14 protein-coding genes are annotated in these 22,594 nt (G+C 33.8%); 12 read left to right on the forward strand and 2 right to left on the reverse strand.

From position 1 onward, the window contains the following. Nucleotides 1-48 precede the first annotated feature (48 nt). A complete protein-coding gene (locus tag Q0845_RS18370; protein ID WP_298516345.1) occupies nt 49-1,476 on the reverse strand; it encodes a hypothetical protein in 1,428 nt (475 codons plus the stop codon). A 351-nt stretch (nt 1,477-1,827) separates the two neighbouring features. On the opposite strand from Q0845_RS18370, the gene Q0845_RS18375 reads away from it, so the two are divergent. Next, the gene (locus Q0845_RS18375) at nt 1,828-2,442 is read left to right on the forward strand and encodes a hypothetical protein (protein ID WP_298516347.1); all 615 of its coding nucleotides are present in this window, start codon (nt 1,828-1,830) and stop codon (nt 2,440-2,442) included. A gap of 96 nt (nt 2,443-2,538) precedes the next feature. Here Q0845_RS18375 and Q0845_RS18380 read toward each other — a convergent pair whose 3' ends face one another. Beyond that, the gene (locus tag Q0845_RS18380; RefSeq protein WP_298516349.1) at nt 2,539-5,400 is read right to left on the reverse strand and encodes a T9SS type A sorting domain-containing protein; all 2,862 of its coding nucleotides are present in this window, start codon (nt 5,398-5,400) and stop codon (nt 2,539-2,541) included. A gap of 709 nt (nt 5,401-6,109) precedes the next feature. On the opposite strand from Q0845_RS18380, the gene Q0845_RS18385 reads away from it, so the two are divergent. From Q0845_RS18385 to Q0845_RS18435, 11 genes are all read left to right on the forward strand, one after another. Next, a complete protein-coding gene (locus Q0845_RS18385; protein ID WP_298516351.1) occupies nt 6,110-7,135 on the forward strand; it encodes a BT4734/BF3469 family protein in 1,026 nt (341 codons plus the stop codon). Between the two features lie 146 nt (nt 7,136-7,281). Next, the gene (locus Q0845_RS18390; protein ID WP_298516353.1) at nt 7,282-9,081 is read left to right on the forward strand and encodes a reverse transcriptase domain-containing protein; all 1,800 of its coding nucleotides are present in this window, start codon (nt 7,282-7,284) and stop codon (nt 9,079-9,081) included. A gap of 2 nt (nt 9,082-9,083) precedes the next feature. Then, nucleotides 9,084-9,938 (forward strand): restriction endonuclease, encoded by an 855-nt coding sequence (locus tag Q0845_RS18395; RefSeq protein ID WP_298516355.1) that lies wholly within the window; start codon nt 9,084-9,086, stop codon nt 9,936-9,938. Nucleotides 9,939-10,041: 103 nt separating this feature from the next. After that, complete coding sequence (locus Q0845_RS18400) at nt 10,042-10,485, forward strand: DinB family protein (protein WP_298516357.1); 444 nt, start codon at nt 10,042-10,044, stop codon at nt 10,483-10,485. Nucleotides 10,486-10,571: 86 nt separating this feature from the next. Next, nucleotides 10,572-12,332: an alpha/beta hydrolase-fold protein gene (locus Q0845_RS18405; protein WP_298516359.1), complete on the forward strand. Its 1,761-nt coding sequence runs from the start codon at nt 10,572-10,574 to the stop codon at nt 12,330-12,332. 319 nt (nt 12,333-12,651) lie between these two features. Beyond that, a complete protein-coding gene (locus tag Q0845_RS18410; RefSeq protein ID WP_298516361.1) occupies nt 12,652-15,807 on the forward strand; it encodes a glycosyl hydrolase in 3,156 nt (1,051 codons plus the stop codon). Nucleotides 15,808-15,869: 62 nt separating this feature from the next. Then, nucleotides 15,870-17,156, forward strand: coding sequence for an APC family permease (locus Q0845_RS18415; protein WP_298516363.1), 1,287 nt, complete (start codon nt 15,870-15,872; stop codon nt 17,154-17,156). An 87-nt stretch (nt 17,157-17,243) separates the two neighbouring features. Further along, nucleotides 17,244-17,678, forward strand: coding sequence for a DUF1801 domain-containing protein (locus tag Q0845_RS18420; RefSeq protein WP_298516365.1), 435 nt, complete (start codon nt 17,244-17,246; stop codon nt 17,676-17,678). A gap of 171 nt (nt 17,679-17,849) precedes the next feature. After that, entirely contained in the window at nt 17,850-18,509 is a 660-nt protein-coding gene (locus tag Q0845_RS18425) for a hypothetical protein (RefSeq protein WP_298516367.1), read from the forward strand. Nucleotides 18,510-18,781: 272 nt separating this feature from the next. Further along, nucleotides 18,782-21,016: a SulP family inorganic anion transporter gene (locus tag Q0845_RS18430; RefSeq protein ID WP_298516369.1), complete on the forward strand. Its 2,235-nt coding sequence runs from the start codon at nt 18,782-18,784 to the stop codon at nt 21,014-21,016. A 209-nt stretch (nt 21,017-21,225) separates the two neighbouring features. Further along, a complete protein-coding gene (locus tag Q0845_RS18435; RefSeq protein WP_298516371.1) occupies nt 21,226-22,584 on the forward strand; it encodes an HNH endonuclease in 1,359 nt (452 codons plus the stop codon). Nucleotides 22,585-22,594: the final 10 nt, after the last annotated feature.

Below are 22,594 nucleotides of genomic sequence, written 5' to 3' on the forward strand. Positions count from 1 at the left end.
TGTTTGAAATAGATCCAAACAGGTTTTATATTTATACTATATATAATATTACATTTTATCTAATTTACTTTGTGCTACTGCTGCGGCAAATTGCCCTACAACATCGCCTCTGAAGTATAATTTTATACCACCATCTTTCATTACTTTAAAACTCAAGAATCCTGTATTTTTAGGAACATCTCCTAATTTTAAAGGTTTTTTAAAGCCTTCTAAAATTCCTTTTTTCAAACCGTTAAACAATTTTCCATGACCTGCACCAGACGTATGAATATGCCAATGATCTAGGCGTGCTGTAAGTTTACATCCTTTCTTTCCATCTGGATTTTTATTAGATTCAAAAGCAATTCGCAACGTAATGGTATACGACGGATTTGGAATAAAGAAGATTCCACTTTCATAATCGCCTTTGATTTTAAAACTTACTTTTCTGTTTTTACTACGGTCAAAATTATTCCCGGTATCGCTTACGCTGGAAATTCGAACGGAATCTACATTCAAATCCTTTTGAGATTTTGTTTTTTCCTTGAAGATTTTCGCAAAAAGCGCACACACTTTACGTCCGCTCAACTTTGCCGTATGTGGATTTTCTTCTTTGTTTTTATTCCAAATAATAACACCGTTTTGAAAATCACTAAACCATTCATTCTTTTTTGGGTCAATTCTGATTTCATCCGAAGTAGGATATCCGTAAATTCCGCGTTCCCAACCTGTTTTTGCCCATGTATGACGAATGGCACCACGTACTAATTTTGGTCCAGTTGCTGGATGCCAATAAATACTTCCATTTCCTGAAAAATGATTGAATCTTCCTCTTCCATCTGGTGTAGCAGTTTCGTCGGTTACGGGAAGTGCTAGTGCATTGTTAGGTCCGCCAACAGCATTATATTTTCTTCGGATTTGCCCATGAATTTCTTGCGGTCCAGAAGCTGGAGAACAGTAAATATCACATTTTTGAAAAGTAACTCGTTTTCCTCCTTTTACAGTTGTAGGACTGTTTATATTTGAAGTGGCAGCACCTGTAAATCCGCTTCCTAATTCTTGTGCTTTTGCTTTGATAGCATTTTTACAATCGCCGCTTGCAATGGCTCTGTTGGTTACTTGCAATGAAATATCAGCATAATCATCTCCTTCATCGGTATTCCGTACTCTAAAAGTAATTGTTTTGGTTTGATTGGCTGCTACCACACTACTTTTAGAAGCTTTTCCGTCTAAATCTTTTGTATTTGTAGATGCGCCTTCATATAATTTAGCAGACTCTTTTATGGAAACTGAACCGTTTGAATTTCGAGTAAAGCTAATTTTTAATTCCACACGGACTTCTCCTCCACATTTACCTACAAAAAATAAGTTGTTCTTCTTTTTTCCTGCGTCTAACAGAAATATTCCTGAATTTCGAACTGTTCTACGTTCATTTGCCCCAAAAGTTTCGTGATCTACAATTTTCATTGTAGACACATATTGAATTTTACTTTGCATGATTAATTTTTTTTAATGGTTGAATAAATTTCCCGGGAAGACTTCTCTAGTTTTTGTAAAGTCAAGACAAAGAACCTATTTATTAACAGAATACGACATAGTGGATTAACGCAATAAGCAGCAGGATTTTCCGAAATTAATCATAGGGAAAACACGTATAAAAATACCGTTATAAAACATAATTAACAGTATAAGTCCTAAAGGGAAAAACATAAAAACTACAGGAAAAAAAGAGAATTCATTTAAAGAAAGAATAAAATTAGTTTTCGTTTTTAATTAGCTAAAAACTTATAAAGCACTTTGATTTTAGATAAAATTCTTACTAATTTCAAAGCTTCTAAAGAAAAAACTATGGCTACCAAAGAAGAATTAGAAATCTTAAAACTCGAAGAAGAACTAAAACAACTCAAAGCTCCATTTTGGAAGAAACCTTCATATCTCACCATCATTGGATCAGGATTAACCATTATCATATCTGCCGCTATTGGATTTTCTTCTTACTATACAAAAGTCGATTTAGACAATAAAGCAAAGCTTGAACAACTCCAGAATAAAATTAAAGAAAGTGAAAAAGCTGCAGCTGTTGCAAAGGACGAAACCAACAAACTAAAATCTGAAACCTATAAATTACGCTACGAAGATTATAAAAACAGAGTGGAAGATAAAAAGAATGAACTTTCTGAAATGGAAGACAAATTAAAAGTTGCTGAACGAAGGTTGAACAACTATAAAGCGAGATTCAAATCGGTTTCAAGCGAAGTGGAAAACTATATTTCCAAACAATATACTCCTGGTTTTACTGAAGGCATTTTAGACACGAATGAAGAAGAAATGAAGAAATTTGCAACAAACGCAGAAACACTAACAAACTTGAGAAAATTTATAGCGTTTGTAGTAAAACGGACGTACACCAAAAGTAATGAAAAACGGAAAGCTGAATTAGATAAGAAATTGAAAAAATTATGAAGTCATTTTCAATAAAATAGAAAGAGCGTTTCCCCTATAGAAACGCCCTTTCAGCCTTGAATTAATAATAAACTACGTAAACTAAACTCTAATTTTTTATTGTTTGATAACTCTTCTTGTAATTTTCGAGTTACTTTCTTTATCTGTAATATTTAATAAATACATTCCTGATTGTAAAGAAGATAGATTGATTTGTACGGTACTACGCAACGTATTCTCTTCTTGATATACTCTTCTTCCCGAAACATCATACAATTCAATAGTAATGTCAAAAGATTGATTTGCAGAACTCTGAAGGTTTAAGACTCCATTTGTCGGATTTGGATAAGCGCTAAAATTGATTCTACTTGCAAAATCTTCCACACTCAATGGATCTTCTCTTGTGACTGTTATCCAGTTATCAGAGATATCTTCACAATCATCATCTGCTAAGGTTGAAATATGATCGCCTACCGTTGGATTTGGCAATCCTCTGTAATTCCATCCCCAAACGTGGCACTCTCCTACTGGAGCTGCACTTAAGTCTAACGTGTTTCCATTAGCAGCATTCTGCCATGCTAAGATGTTGTCATTATCATCTGTAATAATGTACCAGTATGATAAGTTTGGAGCCGTTGTAGTATGTGCTACATCAAAAACGATATTTCCTGCTTGTCCTGTATATGAAGTGGTTGTACCATCAGCAAGTGTTACTGTTCCTCCATCTGGAACTTCTCTATAAACCGTTACCCAGTTATCTGAGATATCTTCACAATCATCATCTGCTAAAGTTGAAATATGATCACCTACGGTTGGATTTGGAAGTCCTCTGTAATTCCATCCCCAAACGTGACATTCGCCTGCTGGAGCTGCACTTAAGTCTAAAGTGTTGCCGTTAGCTGAGTTTTGCCAAGCTAAGATGTTATCATTGTTATCTGTGATGATGTACCAATATGATATATTTGTTGCAGTCGTTGTATGCGCGACATCAAATACGATGTCTCCTGCGCAGTTTGCATACGAAGTAGAGGTTCCGTCAGCTAAGGTTACTGTTCCACCATCTGGAACTTCTCTATAAACCGTTACCCAATTGTCTGAAATGTCTTCACAATCATCATCTGCTAAGGTAGAAATATGATCACCTACGGTTGGATTTGGAAGTCCTCTGTAATTCCATCCCCAAACATGACATTCGCCTGCTGGAGCAGCACTTAAGTCTAATGTATTTCCGTTGGCTGCATTCTGCCAAGCTAAGATGTTGTCATTATTATCTGTGATGATATACCAATACGATAGATTTGGGGCTGTCGTAGTGTGTGCAACATCAAACACAATATCACCTGCACAATTCGCATAAGAAGTAGACGTTCCGTCTGCTAAAGTAACTGTTCCACCATCTGGAGTTTCTCTATATACGGTTACCCAGTTGTCTGAGATGTCTTCACAATCATCATCTGCTAAAGTAGAAATATGATCTCCTACCGTTGGATTTGGTAATCCTCTGTAATTCCATCCCCAAACATGACATTCGCCTGCTGGAGCAGCACTTAAATCTAATGTGTTTCCATTTGCAGCATTCTGCCAAGCTAGGATGTTGTCATTATTATCTGTGATGATGTACCAATACGATAGATTTGGGGCTGTCGTAGTATGTGCCATATCAAACACAATATCACCTGCACAGTTAGCATAAGAAGTAGATGTACCGTCTGCTAAAGTAACTGTTCCACCATCTGGAGTTTCTCTATATACGGTTACCCAGTTGTCTGAGATGTCTTCACAATCATCATCTGATAAAGTAGAAATATGATCTCCTACTATTGGATTTGGAAGTCCTCTGTAATTCCATCCCCAAACGTGACATTCTCCTGCTGGTGCAGCACTTAAGTCTAATGTGTTACCGTTTGCAGCATTCTGCCATGCTAAGATGTTGTCATTATTATCTGTGATGATATACCAATACGATAGATTTGGGGCTGTCGTAGTATGTGCCATATCAAACACAATATCAACTACACAGTTAGCATAAGAAGTAGAGGTTCCGTCTGCAAGCGTTACTGTTCCACCATCTGGAACTTCTCTATAAACCGTTACCCAGTTGTCTGAGATGTCTTCACAATCATCATCTGAAAGTGTTGAAATATTTTGACCTACTACTGGATTAGGTAAACCACTATAACTCCATCCCCATACATGGCATTCGCCAGCAGGAGCCGCACTTAAGTCTAACGTGTTGCCGTTAGCTGAGTTTTGCCATGCTAAGATATTATCATTGTTATCTGTGATGATGTACCAATATGATATATTTGTTGCAGTCGTTGTATGCGCGACATCAAATACGATGTCTCCTGCGCAGTTTGCATACGAAGTAGAGGTTCCGTCTGCTAGTGTCACCATTCCTCCGTCTGGAGCTTCTGGACAAGTACCATTTTCAGCGCCCAATGTAGAAACATACGCTCCATAATCGCCAGCTGTATTTCCATCACCATCAAATTGAATAGATAATGAACTATCGAATGCAGGAATATAATTTCCAGTTGTCCAAGTGCCCGCAGCAACTGCTACACTTGATCGTTGGTGACCTGTAGATCCCCATTCAATATAATCGACAATAGCCGCACTACTTGAGAAAGCAGCAGAAGAATACAATCCGAGTTCTCCATCGGTACTATCAATAAAATTAAAACCGCTGATTTCTACGATAGCCCCAGCCGCTAACATCAGACTTCCAGATTCAACAGTAATAGAAGCATCATCTAAGCGTTCGTAGGCTGGAAAATCGCATAGCCAATACGTTGAAACATCAACTGTAGATGCGCCTAGGTTTTTAAGTTCAATAGAACCTGTTTCCTTCACTTCATTGATTACTATTTGTGCATTGGAAATTCCGTAGCTAAATAAAACCAATGTCAGAAAAACAAATTCTTTGGGATGGGCAATTAGATATTTGCACCAATAATCGAGTAACTTTTTCATCATTTCATTTTTTTTGTTTGATTAATTTCTGATGCAAATAAACGCTCGGAAGCCCTGTATATACAATATAAATATGGTGAAGCGGAAAAATAGCCTGTGAACGTGACGATATATTGAGTGAAAAAATTAACTATTTTAAGAAAGTTGGAAAACTAGTCTTTAGGATAGTTTGTTTCTGATTAACGAGAAGCTTTTAAAGTGAACTAAAAGTTTGTTTCAGGTTTGCAAGATGTTTTCAAAGTAACACAAAAGTATGTTACAGCAGTGCGAGAACATTTCGGTATTTCCCGAAAGCTCGTTGCAGCGTTGCGAGACGCTTTTGTAAGTTCCCGAAAGCTTCCTGCAGCACTGCGAGACGTTTTTGTAAGTTCCCGAAAGCTTGTTGCATTGCTGCGAGAAGGTTTCGGGGGCAGTTTTATTGAGAATTTTTCAATAAAATGATTAAAAATGATGGTTTTATTGCGGAATTCACAAAATGAGGATTTTCGTTGTTTTGAACTTGATTTAGTATGTTATTGTAAGATTTGGTAATGGGTTACGGGAAACCACATTGCATAGTTGTAATCTTTGTTTTACTTTTACAGGAAATAATAGAGCCTTTAGTATGGTTAGTTCCTGTTATTTCTTAATAATTATTGTAAAAGCAGGAATTCCCGTTATACATACTTGAATAGCCATTATCCTAAACCCGAACTCAGAAAAAAAATTATTATTGAAATCAACTAATGAATTATTAAAGCTTAAAGTATCATTTCAAGAAAATGCTTGGGCGAAATTATCTAATGAAATTTCAATACAAGAATCTCTGGAACGAATAAGGTCTGAAGCTTTTAAAATTAAGATAACTGAATTAAGACATTATCTAGAAAATGAGAATAAAGCGGAATACGATAAAAATAAAGTAAAGTTACCAGCAGTAACGTTTTGTGCTACATTCAATAACAAAAGGCAAAAAGACAAATTAAAAAGCTATAATTCAATTGTAGTAATTGATATTGACAAACTTGAAAAAAAAGAGCTAAGTAAAGTTTGGGATTTTTTATTAAATGATGAATTAATTTTTACTTTTTGGAAATCTCCTTCAAATAAGGGAATAAAAGGATTAATATCCATTCAATATGATTTTGAACTAAATGATACAAATCTAGATTTAGCACATAAGAGTGCGTTTAGCAAATTATCAGATTATTTTAACAATAAATATCAAATTGAATTAGATAAAAGCGGTAGTGACACAACACGTTTATGCTTTTTTTCTTATGATTCTGAGTTAATTTTAAAAGATAAGTACAAACCGTTTGAAGTTTTAGAATCTGACCTATTAATATTAAGAACAAAGAAGACTAATAAAGCAAAAAGGGTTAAAAATGTTAGTAATCAAGATTCTTTATACAATCCTGAAAATAGGAACAATCAAAGTGATAGAAAAACTATAGGTTCAATAATTAAATTTATGGAACGTAAGCAAATATCAATTACACATTCGTATGTAAACTGGTATAAGGTTGCAATGTCTATTGCAAATTCATTTACTTATGATATTGGTTTAAAATATTTTAAAAGACTAAGTGCTATTGATAAAGAGAAATATGATGAAATTAATTGTATTAACTTTTTACTGAACTGTTATGATTCAAGAAACGGCTCTATCAAATTTAATTCATTAATACATTTAGCAAACGAAAAAGGATATTTAACTAAACAACAAAAGAAAAAGGGTTCTGAGGTGGAAGGGTAACCTCTCGCAAGTATCATCCTCAATAACGGTATTTTTCAGTCATTTACTATGAGGACCTAAAAAAAATGGCTTGGCATTTATATGTCAGTATCTTTGTCAATATGTGCGTAAGCACTTTACAGGAACCCTTTTTCTTATTTTAAGCCATGAAAGAATTTTCAACTTATTTCACAGAAAGAGCAATTGTTACTCACATTTGTAAAATACGTGTGAAAATCGCTAAAACTCGAAACAAAAAACATCTAATTCACCTTCTAACTGATTCTAAAAAATATAACTATCATATAAAGGAACGTGATCCTTTTAATGAAAATGATTTCACTAAGTATCAATTTGAGTTAAATAAACAATTAAGTAAAATTCTTCCTCCGAGAAAAAAATGGATAAAACTTGGTTATAAATCAAGAATGAATAGGAATGGAACAGAAAAATTGACTTCAAATGATAAGAATTTTTATTCCTTACTAAAAACAATAAAGCTTTACAGGAAAAAAGAACCTACAGCAAGTTGGCTCATTGAATTAGATAGTTTTATAAAAGAAATCCAACAAGCAATTAAAAATGATAATTTTCAAATAAAACCGCCATTGATTTTTCCTAAATTAAAGGAAGACACAATTTCTAAAACAGATATTAACAAGTGTCGACCTATTTCAATGTTTTCATTGAAAGAAAGAATTATATTGAGTATAACGAACAAATATTTAACACATCTATTTGATGGTTATTTTCAAGATTCATCTTATGCTTTCCGTGCTAAAAGAAACGAACAAGGTAATATAATTTCTCATCATGATTGTATTAAAGATGTAATTAAATTAAAAGAAGAGAACACTAATGAACCATTATATGTCGTTGAGTGTGATATGGAAAAATTTTATGATTCTGTTAATCACAAAATAGTTAGAGGTTTATTTAATAAACTAATACAAAAATCTAAAAAAGATAGCCCAAAAATTAACTTTAAAGTGATAAAAAATATTTTCAATGAGTATTTAAACTGTTACGCTTTTAATAAAAATGTTCCTTTATCAAATGATATTGAATATTGGACTAGTTATAACATTCCAAATGGAGAGTTTGGCTGGGTTAAGAAAAGATTAAAAGAGTTAAATTATTATTCTAATATCGACCAAGAAAGAATTGGTGTCCCTCAAGGAGGTGCTTTGTCTGGCTTAATTGCTAATATAGTTCTTAACGAAGCTGACAAAAAAGTTTTAAAAACAGAAGTTTTTTATATTCGTTTTTGTGATGATATGCTAATACTTCACAAGGATAAAAACAAATGTGACGATGCAAAAAACATCTATATAAAATCATTGGAAGAATTAAAATTAGTTCCACATAAATTTGAAAATAATCTTGTAAAAAGATTAAAAAAATCATCTCGAAACACAACTGAACCATTTTGGTATTCTAAATCAAAAGGTTCTTATAAATGGGATTCAATAAAAAATGGAGGATTTCCTTGGATTGGTTTTGTTGGATATGAACTGCATCATAAAGGGAATATTCGTGTTAGAAAAAAATCTTTAGAAAAAGAACTTAAAAAACAACAAAAAATAGTAAATGAAATTGAGAATGCAATAAAACTCGGTCAAAGAAAGGTGAAAAGTTATGTTGTAGAATCTGCAATAAATAGATTAATTGGAATGTCTGTTGGGAGAATTGGTTTAAATAATTTCGAGGAAGCTTCTAGCGATATGTGTTGGAAAAATGGTTTTAAAGAATTAAAATTAAATGATGATTCTAAGAGACAAATTAAACAATTGGACAGAAATCGCAGTAAACTATATTATGACTTGTTAAAATCAGTAAAAAGTCCAGAAAAAGACGATAAGGATAGTGAAGACAAAAAGCGAAAAAGACAAATTATTTTTTATGACAAACCTTTTAGTTATTATTACCAAGTATTAGAACGGAGTGAACAAAATACGAATGACTAACAATGTATAAAAATAACCTTGACTGGAAAGAATACGAAGCTATAACAAAATACATCTATGAAACATTAGGTAAGGAATCTGGTGTTACAATTTTAGGGTATGGAAATAGTTGTAAAGTAAAAGGAAAATCTGGGGTTTATCATCAAATAGATGTTTTAACAAGTCACTCTGACGGAATTCATGGTTACAGGACAGCAATAGAATGTAAATATTTAAAAAAGAAAGTAACAAAAGATACCATTATGAAAGTGTTGAATATTATTCAAGATGCTCAAATAGAAAAAGGTATTATAGTTTCAAAAAGTGGTTTTACTAAAGATGCTTTTGATTTTGCACAAATGTATAATATTGGACTTGTTGAACTAAGGGAAGTAGAAGATAAAGACTTTCGCGATAATCCAAAAGAAATCCATTTTGGAGATTTAATATTAAACAGTAAAATAATTATAACACGACCTCAAATATTGAATATAGACATTGGGAATAATAAAAGTATAGAAATCAAAGAAGAGTGGGATTATTATAAATATTTCATAAGATTAGAAAACCATACTAAAATTCCTTTAATAGAATATGTTAACAAATTTCGAAAGGAAATAAAACGCATAAATAAGAAAACTGAAAAAGTCATTAAGCAATATAAAATTCCAAATGCAACTATTTTTAATAAAGAAACTACGACTTCTATAAAAATTGATCAAATTACTTTTACGGGTCGATTAATAGATATCGACGCTAGTCAAAGCATGAACTTTAGATTAGTTGATAAAGTGTGGTTAATAATGAAATCAATATTTGAAGAACGGACATTTACTTTTTCTGAGAATGGATTGATTGTAGAGCGAAAAAGAAAATAATATTGTAAGCTAAAATAATTGTGAACAAATTAATCTAATTAAAACTATCAAATAAAACTCTCCCCCATTTTTCACTACCTTAGCTTCTCCAAAATACCACAAAATGACCAAAACCACCACAAAACTCCAACAATTACTAAATAAAGGTACAACATACTTCAAGCAAACTCCCGAATCAGAATTAAGCCGAAAAGTATCGGTTGATAAATGGTCAAAAAAAGAAATTCTAGGGCATTTAATTGATTCCGGAATCAATAACCTTCAACGATTTACGGAAATTCAATTTGTTGAGAAACCGTATCGCATCAGAACGTATCATCAAAATGAATTGGTACAAGCGAATGATTATCAAAACGCTGAAACCAAAGAGATTGTTGATTTTTGGAACGCACTCAATCATCGAATTCTAAATGTCATGAAGCAACAAACAGAAGAAACGCTCAATTATGTGATTGAATTGGATACAGATAATAGCTGTGATTTGCGATTTTTAATGACAGACTATGTAGAACATATGGAACATCACTTGAAACAAATATTGAAATAAACCCACATTGCACATGTTTCATCTTTGTGGTACATTTATAGGAAATAACCAAAGTTCTTTAACCAACCTATAAATAACCAACCAAAATGAAAGCATCTAATAACGCATTTTCAAATGTATATTATTACTTAATCATTGTCTTCTCCTTCTGTATATTCTCCTGTACAGATTCAGATAAAAAAGAAGATACTTCCGTAAACATAGAGTTTTCGTTCCCAACGGCACATTATAAAGAAGCATTAGACGGAAGATTGATCTTATTAATCTCAAAAGATATAGAAACCGAACCGCGCTTTCAACTTCGAGATGATTCCAAAACTTGTCAAGGCTTCGGAATGGATATTACCGACTGGAAACCGAATGAAACACAACAATTTGATGCAACTGCGTTTGGATATCCTATACAAAGCTTTGCAGATTTACCATCGGGGGAATTTTATGTGCAAGCCCTATTTCATAAATACGAAACTTTTAATCGTGCAGACGGACATGTAGTAAAATTACCAATGGACAGAGGCGAAGGACAACAATGGAATCGCGCGCCAGGCAACCTCTACTCTACGCCGCAAAAAGTTACGATTAAAGATGGACAACTTCCATCACTAAACATACAATTCGATCAAAAAATACCACCGATTACAGCACCTGAGGACACAAAATATGTAAAGCATATAAAAATCAAAAGTAAAATATTAAGTGATTTTTGGGGAAGAGATATGTATATAGGCGCGCATGTATTATTGCCTGAAGGTTGGGATACACATCCGAATGTAAAATATCCGCTTGCCATTATGCACGGACATTTTCCAAAGGATTTTGGAGGATTTCGAACCACACCTCCCGATCCGAATCTGAAACCAGAATACAGTGAACGATTTGATGTAGAAGGCTATAATGTAATGGTACAACAAGAAGCGTATGATTTTTATAAAACTTGGACAAGTCCTGATTTTCCTAGAGTCATTGCCATTAAAATTCAACATCCAACACAATACTATGACGATTCGTACGCCGTAAACAGTGAAGCACAAGGACCGTATGGCGATGCGCTTACCTATGAACTCATTCCTTACATTGAGCAACAATTTAGAGGCATCGGAGAAGGCTGGTCGCGCTTTGTATATGGCGGAAGCACTGGTGGATGGGAAGCATTAGCAGTACAAGTAAAATATCCTAAGGAATACGGAATGTGTTTTGCGGCGTGTCCCGATCCAATCGATTTTAGAGCGTATTGTTTGGTAAACATTTACGAAGACGAGAACGCATATTATGAGGAAGGAACTTTTAGAAAAACCTTGGTTGCTGGGCATCGAGATTACTTAGGAAATGTAGATGCTACCTTGAAAGATATGAATTACCGTGAATTGGTCTTAGGTACCAAAGGACGCTCAGGACAGCAATGGGATATTTGGGAAGCTACGTATTCTCCCATCGACAAAGAAGGATATCCGAAGCGAATTTGGAATCGCCTTACAGGAGAAATTGATAAAGAAGTGGCTGCCTACTGGAAAGAAAATTACGATCTCGCTTATATTATGAAAAGAGACTGGGCAACACACGGAAACGATTGGAAACATAAAATTCACTTGTATTGTGGCGATATGGACAATTATTATTTGAACAACGCTGTATACCTTGCGGAAGAAATCTTATCAGAAACCACTGAACCTTATTACGACGGTGAAGTAGACTATGGCGATCGTGCAGAACATTGTTGGAACGGAGATCACGACAATGGAAATCACATTAGCCGATTGCGCTATCACCGCATGTTTATCAAAAAATATGTAGAAAAGGTTCATAAAGTAGCTCCAAAAAATGCTGACTTAACAAGTTGGAGGTATTGAATTTCCAAATACATCTCGATACAATTTTCTATCGAAAATCACTCGATGTGACGTCTTGAGTTTGATACGTCATTGCGAACAAAGTGAAGCAATCTGTAACTTTAAATAACAGATATGTTTTATGATAAACAGATCACCACGTCACTAAGTTCCTCGTGATGACGAATCATAAGTGTAAAGTCATAATTTTATTAGAATCGCTTACTTTTGTCATAGAAATCGATGTGACGACTAGTGTAACCTATTCATAATAAACCATTATCAAAATAATAACCAAACTCTTTTTACCTTTACATACATCACCAACCAAAACCACCATATGAAAACATTTAAATTGCTCCTCATTTGCATATTGTTACTTCCTGTATACAATCATGCACAAAAAAGAAAAAAGAAACAAAAAACACCTGCAATACAACTCACAGACTCTTTATTTCACGGCTTAAAATGGCGAAATATTGGTCCATTTAGAGGCGGAAGAAGTGTCGCTTCTACAGGAGTTATTGGACAACCACGCACCTATTATATGGGTTCTACTGGTGGCGGTGTGTATAAAACTACCGATGCTGGTATTACTTGGAAAAACGTTTCTGATACATTTTTCAAAATGGGATCTGTCGGCGCCATTGCAGTATCTGAAAGTGATACCAATATTGTAATCGTTGGTATGGGAGAACATGCTGCACGTGGTGTCATGACTTCTATGGGAGACGGCGTATACAAATCGATGGACGCAGGAAAAACTTGGAAACATATAGGATTAGAAAACACACATCATATTTCAGATGTCATTATACATCCTACGAATCCAGATATTATATATGTTACAGCACAAGGCGCACAATATGCACCTACTAAGGAACGCGGAATTTATAGAACGACCAATGGTGGAACTACTTGGGAAAAGGTTTTATATATAAATGATACTACAGGAGCTTCTTCCCTATCGATGGATATGAAAAACCCTCGAATTTTATATGCATCAATGTGGCAACATCGTCGTTATCCTTGGTATATGGAATCGGGAGGCGAACATTCTGGTCTGTACAAATCTACGGATGGTGGCGATACATGGACAAAACTAAAAGAAGGCTTACCAAAAGCATCTGGAAAATCAGGAATTTCGGTATCGAGAGCGAATCCAGAACGTGTATTTGCTGTGATTGAAGCAGAAGGCAAAAAAGGTGGTGTCTATCGTTCTGATGATGCAGGGAAAAAGTGGATTCAAGTCAACGGCAATCGTGTCAATATTGCACGATCGTGGTATTATATGGAAATTTTTGCCGATCCGCAAAATGAAAACGTAGTATATGTGTTAAATGCTCCTGTAATGAAATCTATTGATGGAGGAAAAAGTTTTACGAATATTCCTGTGCCGCATGGCGATAATCATCATTTATGGATCAATCCGCATGACAATGCCAATTTGATCAACTCGAATGATGGTGGCGCTAATATTTCTTTTAATGGTGGGAAAAGTTGGAGTACGCAACAAAATCAGCCAACATCACAATTCTATCGTGTCATTACAGATAATTTAGTGCCGTATAATGTGTATGGTGGACAACAAGACAACTCAGCCATTGCTATTGCCAGTCGTACCAATGATGGTGGAATTGATTGGAAAGATTGGTATTCGGTAGCTGGTGGCGAAAGTGCTTTCATTGCCTTTGATCCTGACAATCCAGAAACGGTATATGGCGGAACGTATCAAGGTAATATTGGTGTTTGGACAAAATCTTCTAGAGCTCAAAAAGCAATCAAACAATATCCAGAATTAGGATTAAGCATTGCACCAAAAGATGCTAAATACCGTTACAATTGGAATGCTCCTATTATATCTTCTCCACACAATAGAAAAACGATTTATCATGCAGGAAATGTGGTTTTTAAGACTACGGACGAAGGTAGCAGTTGGACGATCGTAAGTCCAGATTTGACAAAGAACGAAACAGAAAAACACGGTCCTGGAGGCGGTCCATATACCAACGAAGCTGCTGGAGGCGAGAATTACAATACATTGACGGCATTGGTGGAATCGCAACATGAAGAAGGTGTATTATATGCAGGAAGCGACGACGGATTATTACATATTACTAGAAATGGCGGTGCGAATTGGGAAAATATTACCCCAAAAGGTATTGAAGATGGAATTATCAATAGTATAGATATTTCTGAACACGATCCTGCTACTGCGTATATAGTGATTATGCGATACAAATCCTTAGACTTGAGTTCGTATATTTTTAAAACCAACGATTATGGAAAATCGTGGACAAAGATTGTAAATGGTTTGAATGATCCGAATGGTTTTGCAAGAGTCGTAAGAGCCGATAAAAAACGAAAAGGATTGTTATATGCAGGTACCGAAACTGGATTGTATGTTTCAAATGATGATGGTGCTTTTTGGCAACGTTTGAATTTAGGATTACCAGTAGTTGCCATTAACGATCTCACCATACAAGACAATGATTTAGTTGCGGCAACATCTGGACGTGGATTTTGGATTTTGGATGATTTGGGTGCGCTTCAAAATATAACTTCTCAGACTAAGTCTGTTCAGATATTTCAACCAAAAGCAAGTTACCGAATCTTTGGAGGTGTTTCTAAAGCCACAGGACAAGGTACGAATCCTAGAAGCGGCGTAACCTTCGATTACTATTTAAATACAGACGCTGATACTTTAGATTTAAAATTGGAAGTCTTACAAGGTTCAAAAGTGATAAGAACTTATACGAACAAAGTGCCAAAGAAATTCAGATCTTGGCCAGGCGGACCTGCAAAACCAGAAGTTTTACCTTCTAAAAAAGGCTATCATAGATTTACGTGGGACTTCGCTAGAGAGGCTTTACCTTCTATCAATAAAGTGTTTGTTTTTGGCGGACATGCGGGATCTAATGTAGCGCCAGGAAATTATACTTTACGATTAGCCTTAGAAGATGAAAGTGTGGAAACTAGAGTTACCATTCTTCCTAATCCAGCTATAAAGTCATCGTCACAAGATTTTACCGAACAACAAGAAATGTTAGTTACGATTGAAAATACTGTTAAAAACATGCATGAGTCTGTAAATCAGATGCGTTCTGCAAAAACACAACTGAATACGTATGCCAAACTTCTAAAAAATAATGAAGAAGCAAAACCATTGATAGAAAAAGGAGAAGCCTTATTAAAGCGCATCAACAGTTGGGAAGAGAATTTAATCCAAGTGGAACAGAAAACCTTTCAAGATGTCATCAATTTTAATAATAAACTCAATGCGCAATTGATTGTATTATTACGCTATATAGACCAACCTAGTCCAAAAGTAACACAAGGCGCCAAACAACGTTTGAATGATTTACTAAACGATTGGCAAGTCTACACCAACGAACGCGATGCTATTATAAACACTGAGATGAATGCATATAATGAATTGTACAAATCATTGAATATTCCTGCGTTGATTATTGAGAAGAAATCAAAAACTGATTAAGTGTAGGTTTTTGATTTTTTATTAAAGTTAGTTTTCATTATAACAAAATAAATGTTGGAATTATGAATAAAAAAATAGGACTTAAAGAAGCCATGTCTATCGGAATTGGAGGCATGGTTGGAGGTGGAATTTTTGCGGTATTAGGTTTGGCTGTTTCCCTTGCGCAAGGTGGCACACCCATAGCTTTTTTATTTGCTGGGCTTTTAGCTTTGATTACATCGTATAGCTATGTAAAATTGTCTATGAAATATCCAGACCGAGGCGGAACCGTTAAATTTATGAATCAAGGTTTTGGAAAATCTATATTTAGTGGCGGAATAAACAATTTACTTTGGATTAGCTATATTATTATGCTATCGCTTTATGCTTCAGCATTTGGTTCTTATGCTCCTAACCTCTTCTCTATTTTTGACAAATCAATTGACGCTCATATCTATACTAGTTTTATTATCATATTAGCCACCGCTATAAATTATTATAGTATTAAAGTTGTTGGTAAAATTGAATCGTATGCAGTAATTATAAAGCTTGTTATATTGCTTTCATTTATTTTGATTGGCGTATATGGACTTATTGGCAACCCAAATTTGTCTCAACTTTCAATAACAAAATGGGAAACTCCTATAAAACTTTTAACAGGCGGTATGGTCATATTTGTCGCTTATGAAGGCTTTGAACTTATTGCAAATGCAGCGCCCGATATTAAAAATCCTAAAAAGAATATTCCCAGAGCTTATTATTATTCTGTAATCTTTGTGATTTTGCTATATATTGTAATTGCGGCAGTTACTGTAGGTTCGCTTCCATTTGAACAAATTGCTACTGCAGAAGATTATGTACTAGCCGAAGCTGCAAAGCCAATGTTAGGAAAAATTGGATTTAGTATTATTACAGTTGCTGCATTGATATCAACTTTTTCTGCTATCAATGCTTCATTGTATGGCGGAAGTCGTGTAAGTTATGAAATAGCCGAAGACGATGAACTACCGCATCAATTAACGTATAAATTGTGGAATCAACCGATTGGATTATTAATTACTGCTGTGTTAACGCTCGTTATTGCCAACCTTTTACAATTAGAAAGTATTTCAACTGCAGGAAGTGTCGGTTTTTTATTGATTTTTGCAATGGTAAATTATGTTGGCTTTAAATTGAGAAAAGAAATTAACGGGAATTTCATAATTCCGCTCTTTGGGTTTATTGCATGTTTATTAGCACTTGTTGTACTTATCAGTCAACAAATAAAAACAAATAGAACTGGAGTCATCATTGCAGTGTCTATTATAGTGATGTGCTTTGCTTTAGAGTGGATTTACAAGAAAGTTGTGCCTAAAAAAGGCAGGCAATAGTTTCGTTTTTAATTCCTAGATCAATCAGTAAACATTTCTGTGTATCTGATTGAGAAATCATCGAAAAATAATTTATAATTTTAAAATATGGCAAAGAACAAAACAACACAGACAGAAGTTAATGTTTTTGATTTTATCGATTCGTATGTTGATAAAGAACAAAAGAAATTGGATAGTCATAAATTAATTGAACTCATGAGCGAATGGTCTGGTTCTAAACCAAGAATGTGGGGACCAACTATTATTGGTTTTGGTCGTTATCATTATAAATATGCCAGCGGACACGAAGGCAATGCTCCGATTTTAGGATTCTCGCCAAGAAAAGCACAATTCTCACTCTATATCTATTCTAAAACAGAAAAGAGTGATGCTTTGCTGAAAGATTTTGGCAAATTTAAAATGGGAAAAGCTTGTATTTACATTAAAAAACTTGACGATATTGATATATCGATCTTAGAACAAATCTGTAAGGAATCCATTGCCTATATCAATGAACATCATGAGTGTGGTGCGTGTAAATAGCACTTCTTGTGATGTATATTGAGTTTGTAAAAAGCCAGTCAAAAAATTTACACTGAGCCTGTCGAAGTGTACGGGAAACCACATTGTGTATGTGTGAGTTTTGTTTTAAATTTAGAGAACTTACAAAAGTTCCTTTAGTATATCTGTGAAAGGAATTATAAAATATCAAAAATGAAGTCATTCTATTTATTCGTAGTCATTTCAATAACCTTGTTTAGTTGTTCTAATTCATCGCAATGTAAAGATCTAGAAAGCGCATATCCTCCTGAAATATTTACACTTTATCAACACAAAGGAAAAGACTATAATGCTATTAAAGTCTTTAAGATTTCGGAAAATCAAATTCAAGTCAATCATATATCCATAACTCCAGCAGAAGATTTGGCGCCTCTTCAACAAACATTGGTCAAAAAAGAACTCTTTTCTATTGAGGAAAAAGATCGTATTAAAGAAAAATATAAAAAGGCGTATTCACTACAGCTAAAACATACAAACGATGTATTCTGGATTCAAATCCAACCAACGAAAGAAATGCTTGGAGACAAAAAGGATTTCGAATACAGAGATATGATAGAAGATTTAATCAACAAAGAACTGATGAACAATAATGCAGGAATCTTTTTTGCTGGTCATGTCGGTCATACAGGATTAAATATGCTTTGTCATTACTATAAAGAACGAGTAGCTATAGAATCTATTTTTAAAATTCTTTGCGAAAATGGTTTGGAAGATCATACCTTAATAGCAAAAAGAGTGCATGTAGCAGATGCAGATTGGATTCATGAAGTTGTATATCCACTAGGTTTTACGGGCGAATTTCAGTCACTCTAATAAGTTCTTGACTTACCTAAATTCCTATTAGAGATCATTTTATAAGAAGTGTTTTTGCAACAAACATTCATACATACAACCTTAAGTAACATTAAAAAAATAAAGCATCAATGAATACTTCGTTTTATCCAAAAAATCATTTACAAAAAGAAGACAATTTTATTTTTCTGATTTCCTCAACAGCGTTCCATAATCATCCCTAATTATTCCAAATATTTACTATATTCGTCGATCAAGTTAAAAAACTACAAACCATCAAATAATTACATACATTGGAAGGAACACCTAAAAAAGGCATTCAAGGATTAGTTGAAAATTGGCAAAGTGATTTAATTGCAGCAGTGAGTGTCGCACTCATAGCTTTACCACTTTCTTTAGGTATTGCGTTGGCAGCGGGAGCACCTGCAATGTCCGGTATCTTTTCGGCAATTATTGGAGGTGTTGTTACAACGCTGTATCGCGGTGGTCACATATCAGTGAATGGACCAGCTAAAGGTGTTATCGGAGTTATACTTTGGGGAATTGTCACTATGGATGACGGTTCTGGTCAAGCCTTTAATTATGTATTGGCAGCAATCGTTATTTCTGGAGCGCTTCAAATGTTATTGGGAATATTAAAATTAGGACGATTGGCAGATATTTTCCATTCTTCCGTAATTCATGGTATTTTAGCAGCCATTGGGATTATCATATTTGCAAAACAGATTCATGTGGCTATGGGTACACATTCTGATGATCCAAGCATCGTACAAAACCTTATTGATGCAGTTGTGTACTTACCGCAAGCCAATCCTTTTGTGCTTATTATTGCATTGACAGGATTACTTTTATTACTCTTTCATTCCAAAATTAGTAACCGAATTTTCCATTTATTGCCTACACCAATGTGGGTCATAGCGCTTTCTATTCCGTTTGTATATGCTTTCAATTTCTTTGATCAACAAACACTGTCATTCTTTGGAAAAGCGTATGAAGTAGGACCTACCCTTTTATTAGACATACCTGATACGATTACAGATTCTATCATGCTTCCAAACTTTGGTAAAATCACTACTATTGAATTCTGGATCACCGTATTTTCCATTTTGATTATTTCAAGTATTGAATCTTTAGCTATTGCAAAAGCTGTAGATAAAATTGATCCTTACAAACGTAAAACAGATTTAAATAAGGATTTAACAGGGATTGGCTTAAGTACGATGGTTGCTGGTATGATAGGAGGTTTACCAATCATTGCTGTAATTATTCGTAGTACCGTTAATATCCACAATGGAGCAAAAACAAAATGGTCTAACATGTACCAAGGACTTTTATTACTCGTTTTTATAGTGATATTGAGTCCAATCATGCGACAAGTGCCACTATGCGCTTTTGCTATTCTACTGGTTTACACAGGATTTAAACTCGCATCACCATCTGTCTTTAAACAAATGTATAGTCAAGGAACAGAGCAACTTGTATTCTTTGTTGCCACAATGGTTTTAACACTCTACACAAATTTATTAATCGGTTTATTGGGTGGATTGATACTGGCACTAGCCACTCACATGCTATTGGCAAGGCTTTCCATTCCTCAGTTTTTCAGGATGGTGTATAAATCGCGTACAAAATTGATCAAACGTACGGATGGCGGTTTCGATTTAAAAATTAGAGGGATTGCTAATTTCTTAGGCATTCTAAAAGTAGATAAATTGGTGTCTCAAATTCCTGCTGGAGCGGACGTCAATATTGATTTATCCGAAACAAGACTTGTAGGTATTACGTATATGGATTATCTCGTGGAATATTTAAAATCACAAAGAGCCACAGGCGGTGAGGTTTTTATTACTGGATTGGATTCCCATGTTTCTTCCTCTACCTATAATAGAGCCTTAAAAATTTGTTTGACTAGTAATACCACTAAATTATCGCAACGACAAAAACGATTACGAAATTTAGCAACTGAAAAAGATTATCAATACTCCAACAATACTGATTGGAATACGAGTTATTTAAAGAAGTTTCACTTTTTTGAAATTAGACCTATTGAGCGCAAGTACAATTGTTTGAAAGGAACATTTAAAGATATCGATGTGTCTTGGGAAATTGCGGATGTCACTTTCAATGAAGGTCAGGCTTTTACCGCTGAGACGTTTAATACAACGCTCATGGTCTTAAAATTGAATAAAAAGATTCCTATTTTCACGATGGAAAAAGAAGCTGTCTTAGAAAAGTTATTTGACCGAATGATGGCATTTACGGGCTACAAAGACATTGACTTCAAAATGTATCCGGATTTTTCTAAAAAATTCCTGTTGATGGGGAATAATGAAGCTGAGATTCGCTCTTTCTTTACAGAAGAAATCATTCGCTTTTTCGAAAATCACCAGATTTATCATTTAGAAAGCAATGGAGAATCACTAATTATTTTTGATAAAATTAAATTGGCCAGAACCGATGAAACCCTTGCGTTTATAAAATACGGTAAAGAATTGGCTGCGCTCTTGGATGCTAGAACAACTTCATAATAACGAAACCTAGTTATCTTCTCTCCTACTACTTTTTTATTTGAGAAGAATGGTTTTTTGGATTGTTATTCCTGCTTGTCACATTGAATGTTCAAGTTAGTTTTTGTTTTTGCACTTATTTTCTCAAAATATTTACACTTAGTCTTTGCTTTACATTATAAAGTACAATTAAAGCAAACGACAGAAATTGAATAAAAGAAATTAAGAATATGAGCAATTGTTATTTATGTAATGTAACTTTAGAAGCACATGTTGATTCCAGCACTAAAAATCACTATGAACACGTAATTCCTCAAGCTTTAGGAGGACAATTGAAAACACCTGGAATACTTTGTAAAACTTGTGGAGGCGAAGAATTTCTTGGCGGAAAAGTAGATAAACCTTTCTGTGATATTTTTACTTTAATTACAGAACGACTTGATATAAAAAAGGATAGAAAAACTAATTCAGTTGGACTTGATGGAAAACTTCATTTAATAGATTCAAGTGAATCTATTGATATTATTTTAAAGGATAAGATATTGTCTAATAAGCGACCGGAATACAAGATTGACCATAATAAAAAAGTTGCTTATGTATTCGCAAATAAGAAAGTAGCTAAGAGCTTTAAATTCAAAGTTCAAAATGAGTTAAAAGAACAAGTTTCGAATCATTCAGATTATAGCATCGAAATTGTTTCATCGTTAAATGATTATTTAGGTGTTATAGAGTTTCCTTTCAATCTTGTTAATAATGTTTTTGAAAAAGGATTTATAAAAATGGCCATTGAATTTGCTTTAAGCAAAGGTGTGGATTATGATACAATAAAGCATCTAATTGATCGAGAAAACAAAACTATTAAATGCAACAATAATGTAATACCATACTATCCTATTGCTAAAATTGAAGAAATGATGGAATATGTAAGAACAGGTATAGATGCAAATTTCATGTCACATTCTTTAGTTCTTTTTTCTCAACGACGAATCAGCAAAAAAGGAAAAGAAATTAAAGAATTGTATTGTTTTATTGAGTTGTTTGGTACGTTCCAATATTTTGTTGAATTAAGCGATAATTATATCGGAGAAAATATTGAACCTGAAACTTATGCACAAAGAATAATAAGACATCAAGATTCTGACTATAAAATTCATGGACTTGATTATAAAGACTTATCAATTGTTCTAAAAGAACTAGGTTTAGATAATAAAGATGTTGATGGATTAAGTTACGAAGACATATGTGTAAAGCTTCAAAACATCTATGACAAGAAAAATAAATACATTTATGATTATAAGAAAAATGCTAAACGTATAGTAGATTCAATAATTAGAAATAAAATATTAAACCGAAATAACGATTTTTTAAGTATGTTTAAAAGTTTACAACCCCATTTTTATTGGAATATGGAGGAAGATACATTCCACATAACATTTTACCGTTCAAGATTTATGAAAGAAGAAAACCCATATTCAATTATTCCTGAGATAAAGGAATTATATATTAATAACAAAGAAAAAATCACTAGATATACTTACTTCAAATTTAAAGAATTAGGAGGCTTTATTGAAGAAAATAAAAGTGTATGATAATAAAGTA

The sequence above is a fragment of the uncultured Kordia sp. genome, from assembly GCF_947489565.1.
GTDB lineage: Bacteria > Bacteroidota > Bacteroidia > Flavobacteriales > Flavobacteriaceae > Kordia.

Coding starts and splice junctions, on each gene's coding strand:
- Q0845_RS18380 (WP_298516349.1), bottom strand. CDS start 5,400: ATGATGAAAAAGTTACTCGATTATTGGTGCAAATATCTAATTGCCCAT.
- Q0845_RS18400 (WP_298516357.1), top strand. CDS start 10,042: ATGACCAAAACCACCACAAAACTCCAACAATTACTAAATAAAGGTACA.
- Q0845_RS18395 (WP_298516355.1), top strand. CDS start 9,084: ATGTATAAAAATAACCTTGACTGGAAAGAATACGAAGCTATAACAAAA.
- Q0845_RS18390 (WP_298516353.1), top strand. CDS start 7,282: ATGAAAGAATTTTCAACTTATTTCACAGAAAGAGCAATTGTTACTCAC.
- Q0845_RS18425 (WP_298516367.1), top strand. CDS start 17,850: ATGAAGTCATTCTATTTATTCGTAGTCATTTCAATAACCTTGTTTAGT.
- Q0845_RS18375 (WP_298516347.1), top strand. CDS start 1,828: ATGGCTACCAAAGAAGAATTAGAAATCTTAAAACTCGAAGAAGAACTA.
- Q0845_RS18370 (WP_298516345.1), bottom strand. CDS start 1,476: ATGCAAAGTAAAATTCAATATGTGTCTACAATGAAAATTGTAGATCAC.
- Q0845_RS18405 (WP_298516359.1), top strand. CDS start 10,572: ATGAAAGCATCTAATAACGCATTTTCAAATGTATATTATTACTTAATC.
- Q0845_RS18435 (WP_298516371.1), top strand. CDS start 21,226: ATGAGCAATTGTTATTTATGTAATGTAACTTTAGAAGCACATGTTGAT.
- Q0845_RS18415 (WP_298516363.1), top strand. CDS start 15,870: ATGAATAAAAAAATAGGACTTAAAGAAGCCATGTCTATCGGAATTGGA.
- Q0845_RS18410 (WP_298516361.1), top strand. CDS start 12,652: ATGAAAACATTTAAATTGCTCCTCATTTGCATATTGTTACTTCCTGTA.
- Q0845_RS18420 (WP_298516365.1), top strand. CDS start 17,244: ATGGCAAAGAACAAAACAACACAGACAGAAGTTAATGTTTTTGATTTT.